General features: G+C 72.0%; 6 protein-coding genes. 4 read left to right on the top strand and 2 right to left on the bottom strand.

Translation table 11 applies throughout. The features are described from left to right. Window positions 1-69: 69 nt before the first annotated feature. Window positions 70-378: a helix-turn-helix transcriptional regulator gene (locus AB0I76_RS20740; protein ID WP_357037816.1), complete on the bottom strand. Its 309-nt coding sequence runs from the start codon at window positions 376-378 to the stop codon at window positions 70-72. Window positions 379-651: 273 nt separating this feature from the next. On the opposite strand from AB0I76_RS20740, the gene AB0I76_RS20735 reads away from it, so the two are divergent. Both AB0I76_RS20735 and AB0I76_RS20730 read left to right on the top strand, forming a co-directional pair. Next, window positions 652-1,113 carry a hypothetical protein gene (locus tag AB0I76_RS20735; RefSeq protein ID WP_357037813.1) on the top strand — a complete coding sequence of 154 codons (462 nt, stop codon included), beginning with the start codon at window positions 652-654 and terminating at the stop codon, window positions 1,111-1,113. A gap of 80 nt (window positions 1,114-1,193) precedes the next feature. Further along, window positions 1,194-1,799 (top strand): hypothetical protein, encoded by a 606-nt coding sequence (locus AB0I76_RS20730; protein WP_357037810.1) that lies wholly within the window; start codon window positions 1,194-1,196, stop codon window positions 1,797-1,799. 558 nt (window positions 1,800-2,357) lie between these two features. Here the strand turns inward: AB0I76_RS20730 and AB0I76_RS20725 are convergent. Continuing rightward, complete coding sequence (locus AB0I76_RS20725) at window positions 2,358-3,557, bottom strand: RtcB family protein (protein ID WP_357037806.1); 1,200 nt, start codon at window positions 3,555-3,557, stop codon at window positions 2,358-2,360. A gap of 375 nt (window positions 3,558-3,932) precedes the next feature. Between AB0I76_RS20725 and AB0I76_RS20720 the strand changes: the two genes are divergently transcribed. Further along, complete coding sequence (locus AB0I76_RS20720; RefSeq protein ID WP_357037803.1) at window positions 3,933-4,862, top strand: diacylglycerol kinase family protein; 930 nt, start codon at window positions 3,933-3,935, stop codon at window positions 4,860-4,862. Between the two features lie 309 nt (window positions 4,863-5,171). After that, window positions 5,172-5,780, top strand: coding sequence for a hypothetical protein (locus AB0I76_RS20715; protein ID WP_357037800.1), 609 nt, complete (start codon window positions 5,172-5,174; stop codon window positions 5,778-5,780). The last annotated feature ends 128 nt before the right edge of the window (window positions 5,781-5,908 follow it).

The following is a 5,908-nucleotide window of genomic DNA, read 5'->3' as shown; positions in this document are numbered from 1 at the left end:
GCCGGCGTTCGGCGCCATGATGATCGATGTCGTCCCGGAGAAGGACCGGCTGCGCGCGTTCTCGCTGAACTACTGGGCGACCTCGTCGTCGAGGTCGTGCCAGCGCCGCCGCCAGTCCTCGACGTCGCCCCCGCAGGCCCCGACGTACGCGAGCACCACCTCCAGGGTCGGCTTCCGCAGCCCGTTCGCGGCCTCCGACAGCGTCGTCGCGCTGTAGCCGGCCGCACGGGCCAGCACGCGGTAGGTGGGGTTGCCCGCCTCGACCCGCACCTTGCGCAGGTCGTAGGCGAACGCCTGAAGGGGGCCGGCACCCGGGTCCACCGGTCGTTCCTGACGGGCCACGCTGACGGTACTCCTCACGCTCCGAGCCGAATCCATCATGGAGTGTCACGTCGCATCCTCCCGAATGGATCAAGGGTCCGTTCAGGTGGCCCCCACCCCGGGCGCCACACGCCTGTCCGGAGTTGATTGATCGCCTGGTCGGAGTGGCCCGACCAATCAACGCGGCGACTACAACAGCGGTGGGACGACACAGGGCCGGCGGTCGGACGTCCCGTCCCCACCCCGGGACACGGCGACGACGCCGGGTCCGGGGACGCGAACCACACCGGTTCCCCGCCGGCCCGGAACACCACTGCCAGGAGGGCAGACATGCGCACCATCGGAAGCCGGATCGGCGCACTCACCGCAGGAGTGCTCCTCAGCGGCTCGCTCGCCGTCGCGGCCACACCGGCATCGGCGTCGGCATCGGAGGCACCGCGGGCCGACGCCGCGCCCGTCCGGACCGCCTCCGCGCCGGTCGGGTCGCTCGCGATCCAGGGCTGCGCCATCACGCCGTACAAGGTCACCACGCGGGGACCGATCAAGGGCAAGGTGAAGACGGTCAACTGCTCGGGCTGGCAGGTCTGGTACGGCATGCAGGTCCACCGCTGGCACGGCTGGACCCGGATCGCCGGCCGCGACGCCTTCGCGGGCTCGTCGGGCACGAAGGAGTACACCGTCAAGGCCTGCAAGTTGGGCACCTTCAACTACCGGATGTACGTGGGCCGCAACGGCGGCTTCCCGCGCGCCGTCCAGATCAGGAACAGCGGATCCGTCCGCCGCTCCTGCTGACCACGTACGCCGGAACCGGGCGCCCGCCCCGACACGACTGGGGGCGGGGCGGGCGCCCACCGCCCCAGGGAGACAGCACGTTGACCAGGACCGCGCTTCTCGCCGCGGGCACCGCCCTGCTGGCGCTCACCGCCTGCGCCGCGACACCGACGCCGGCCCGGCCGGCCGGCGAGGTCACCGTCGTCGGCTTCACCGAGACCTCGCACGAGCCCGGCGGCGCGGCGTACGAGACCCGGGTGAGCGTCCACCTCGCCCACCACGACGGGATCCTCGACGCGATGCGCTTCGAGACCCGGACGGGCGGGAGCCTCGTCGAGGAACGGTTGTGGCGGTCGGACCGCCCCGACACGGTCGCCGTCCGCTCCTGGCCGGAGTGCCGGCAGTCGAACGAGCCGATGCCACCACCCCGGCCGGAGACGGTCGAGCAGGTGCTCACCGAGTACTTCGGTCCGCGTACCCCGGCCGGCACCCCGGCCACCGACGGCCGGACCTCGTGGACGGACCGCCCCGACGGCGGCATCGTCCGCACGTTCACCGACGACGGGAGCGGCTACCCCGGCGGCCGTACGGTCACCATCGGGGCCGACGGCGACGCGGGCACCACGATCGGCGCGGCCACGGTCGCGCCCGCCACGGAACTGTCCGGGTGGACGCCCGGCTGGGACGTCTGCGTCCCGTACGCCTGACATCCCCGTACGCGTCGACCGGCGCCCGCCCCCGACGGGCGCCGGTCGCCGCCTCAGCGCCTGAGCGTGCAGGTGAGATCGAAGAGAGTTCGCCTCTGTATCGGACTGTCGAAACGAGTTCGCCGTCCGTGATGACGTCGATCAGACGAAGGGTGCCGCTTGCCGGGAAGCGCTCGGACGCGCGCGCGTGGCACCGGCAGAGAGCGAGCGGCAGGCAGGTGGGCACGACCACCCAGTTTGTGAGCATAGAAGTACACCGTCTCCAGTGAGAAGTCCGCAGCAAGAGGGAGCGCGGCGCACACACGCGACGCGCCACGAATCAGCGCTCGGGAGGTCTCACAGGGTGTACAACGGCGTGTCCTCGACTCAGACGATGTCCTTCGGCAGAACGGTAGTGGCGCACAGCGGTGTTGCTCCACTGGTTTACGCCCGCTCCGCCGGCCGGCTCGCCTCGGTGACGGTCACCCGGGCCAGGGCGGTACGCCCCGCGCCGGCCGGGCCGACGAGGATCGCCCCGTCGGCCCGGACCAGCGCGTCACGACAGGTATCGCGTCGCCGTCAGCCCTTCACGCAGACCACCTGCTTGAGGTGGGCGACCACCTCGACCAGGTCCTCCTGCTGCGCCATCACCTCGGTGATGTCCTTGTACGCGCCGGGGATCTCGTCGACCACCCCGGCGTCCTTGCGGCACTCCACCCCGGCGGTCTGCGCGACAAGGTCGGCGGTGCTGTACGTCCGCTTCGCCTGCGCCCGCGACATCCGCCGGCCGGCCCCGTGCGAGGCCGAGCAGTACGCGTCCGGGTTGCCCTTGCCGCGCACGATGTACGAGCCGGTGCCCATCGACCCGGGGATGATGCCCAGGTCACCCCGGCCGGCCCGGATCGCGCCCTTGCGGGTGACCAGCACGTCCACGCCGTCGTAGGTCTCCTCGGCCACGTAGTTGTGGTGGCAGCTGATCGGCTCGTCGAACCCGGCCTGCGGGAACGCCTCCCGCACCACACCGCAGAGCAGGGCGAGCATGACGGCCCGGTTGCGCCGCGCGTACTCCTGCGCCCACCACAGGTCCCGGCGGTACGCCTCCATCTCCGAGGTGCCGGCGAGGAAGACCGCGAGGTCCCGGTCGGGCAGGTCGACGTTGTGCGGCAGGTGTCGCGCCACCGCCATGTGCCGCTCGGCGAGTTCCTTGCCGATGTTGCGGGAGCCGGAGTGCAGCATCAGCCACACCCGGCCGGCGTCGGCGCCGCCCTGCTCCAGGCAGATCTCGACGAAGTGGTTGCCACCGCCGAGGGTGCCCATCTGGTGCCGGGCCCGGTGCTCGAGCTGCGCGACCCGCCGGTCGAGGGTGCCGAACCGCCGCCAGAAGTCGTCCCAGCCAGCCTGCTCCAGGCCCCGGACGCGGCGGGGGTCGACCGGGTCGTCCCGCTTGGCGAAGCCGACCGGGATGACCGCCTCGACGGCCGAGCGCAGCCCGGCCAGGTCGTCCGGCAGGTCCGCGGCGGTCAGCGACGTACGGACGGCCGACATGCCGCAGCCGATGTCGACACCGACCGCGGCCGGGGACACGGCCTGCCGCATCGCGATGACCGAGCCGACCGTCGCGCCCTTGCCGAAGTGGACGTCGGGCATCACGGCGACGCCCTCCACCCAGGGCAGAGCGCCGATGTTGCGCAGCTGCTTCGCCGCCTGTGCCTCGATGGCGTACGGGTCGGTCCAGACGCGGACGGGCGCGCGGGTGCCCGCCAGCGGGGTGTAGCCCATGGTTGTCTCCTCGGGTCGTCGGCTCGCCGCCCGTTCTTCGACGGCGACCGGAAGTCGTCAGCCGGCACGGCTGGGAGGGGTTCCGCCACGTCAGGCGTGCGGAAGAGACGCCGCGGTCGGGGTGGCGGGGTGACGCGTCAGGTGTGGATGTGCGTCACGCCGCCGGGCACGACCGGCGCGGGCGTGGATTTCGCAGAGCGGTGTCCGACCGTCCGCCGCCACGCGGGACCGTACGTGTGCGCGATGGTCCGGTGCGCTGCTCCACGGTGTCCCTCCCCTGCGGCTCGTCGGTCGACAACGTGCGGACAACGCTAGGTCGGGCGTGCGGTGACCGCAATGGATATTGCCGCTCCGACCGGCGATAGGGTCGGTGCCATGCGGACCAAGCGGGAGCTGACCGAGGCCGTCCGGCGGGACCGGCGCGCGGCCCTGGTCGTCAACGCCCGCTCCCGCCGGGGCCGCCACCACTACGAACGGACCCGGACGCGGCTCGCGGCGGCCGGGTTCGACCTGCTCGGAGAGTTTCCCGTCGACCGGCCCGGCCAACTGGAGCGCAGCCTCTCGGCCGCCCTCGACCTCGGGCCGGACCTGCTCGTCGCGGGCGGCGGCGACGGGACGCTGAGCACCGCCGCGCGCCTGCTCGCGCACACCGACGTCGCGATGGGTCTGCTGCCGTTCGGGACCACGAACAACTTCGCGCGTACGGTGGGCATCCCGTTGCACCTGGACGGCGCGGTGGCGGTGCTGACCGAGGGCAAGGTCATCGACCTGGACCTGGGGCTCGCCGGTGACGTGCCGTTCACCAACCACGTCGGTGTGGGCCTGTCGGCGGACATCATGCTCCGGACCCCGCCGCGGCTGAAGCGGGCCACCGGGCGGCTCGCGTACCCGGCGACCGCGTTGGCGCTGCTGACCCGCCACCGTCCGCTGCGGGCCACCGTCCGGGCCGGCGGTACCGTGCACGAGTTCGTCACCCACCAGTTGTACGTGGCCAACGGCGGGTTCCACGCCGGCCGTCCGATCACGGCGGACGCCAACGCGGACGACCGGCTGCTGGTGGCATACCCGGTGGGTGGTGCGACCCGGCGGGACCTGCTGCGGCACACCGCGCGCAACGCGGCGACGGGTCACCGCCGGACGCTGGGCGACGCGCCGTTCCTCGCCGTCGACGAGCTGTGGCTGGAGACCGACCGGCCGGCGGGTGTCGAGGTCGACGGCGAGCTGCACGGCCGGACACCGGTACGCGTCGGCCTGGCCCCGAACGCGCTGCGGGTGATGGCGCCGGCGGACAGCCCGGACCGCTGAGCGCCACGCGGGTCCGCGCTCACTGGGCCGCCTCCTAGCGGCAGCGGACCGCAGATGATCATCCGAAGCGCTCCCACCCCTGGTCACGGCAGGGGGCGAAAAATGCTAAGACAAATCGATGGTGGACAATAAGTAAGGCTTAGCAAAGAAAGTCGTCCACGCAGTGATAGTGACGGATGCAGCCGGGTAGTAGCAGGTCGACCACCTACACGATCCACTTAGGAGGGATGCCGTTCGAAGATCAGGAATGGACGCATCGACCGTTCGCGGCCCGCACAATGGCCGCCGTTCACCTGAGGAGTGGATTCCATGTCGAGGTCAGTCCGCAACCTGACCCGGTCCCTGATCGCCACCGGCGCCGTCGCCGCGACCGTGGCGGTCGGCGCCCCGCCGGCCAACGCCGCCACCTACACCGGATACGTCCAGGGCCCTTGCGCCCAGGCCGCCGGCACCGCCTACCGCAGCCAGCTCAAGATTCCGGTCACCGAACTGAACGTGCCGCTGGTCAACTGGATCAACCAGCCCGTCGGCTCGTTCAATGCGACCACCGCCTACATGACCATGAACGTCGAGTGGTGCACCAACGGGTCGCGAATCACGTACGCGACGATCGCCCAGAGCAACGCCGACCGGACCAGCGGGGGCGCAGCGTCCAACCTGGAGCGCAAGAGCTACCAGAAGGCCGGCAGCCCGCCCACCGCGGTCGGCGGCCCGTACACGCTCACCACGTCGGCCTCCTGGGGTCGCAACGGAGAGATCACCATCAGCGCCAGCCCGTTCGGCATCGGCGGGGAGGCGAAGTTCGGCCTCGCCAACTTCACCTCGACGATGACCGTGAAGGTCTACCGGACCAACGGCACCGTGGAGTGCACCGGCACCTCCGGCGGCAACGCCGAGCCCTGCTCCCTCAACTACTGATCCCCACCGTGCGGCGCGCCCGGTTCCCCGACCGGGCGCCGCGCCCCGGCGGCCCGCCGGGGGGGTAGCACCCGGCACGGGGGGCCCCCGCGGGTTTTGGGGGCCCACCCGGGCCGGGGCGGCGACCA

It is taken from the genome of Micromonospora sp. NPDC049799, assembly GCF_040656655.1.
Classification (GTDB): domain Bacteria; phylum Actinomycetota; class Actinomycetes; order Mycobacteriales; family Micromonosporaceae; genus Micromonospora.
Note: the sequence above shows the minus strand (reverse complement) of the source record. Positions and strands in the feature narration are given on the sequence as shown.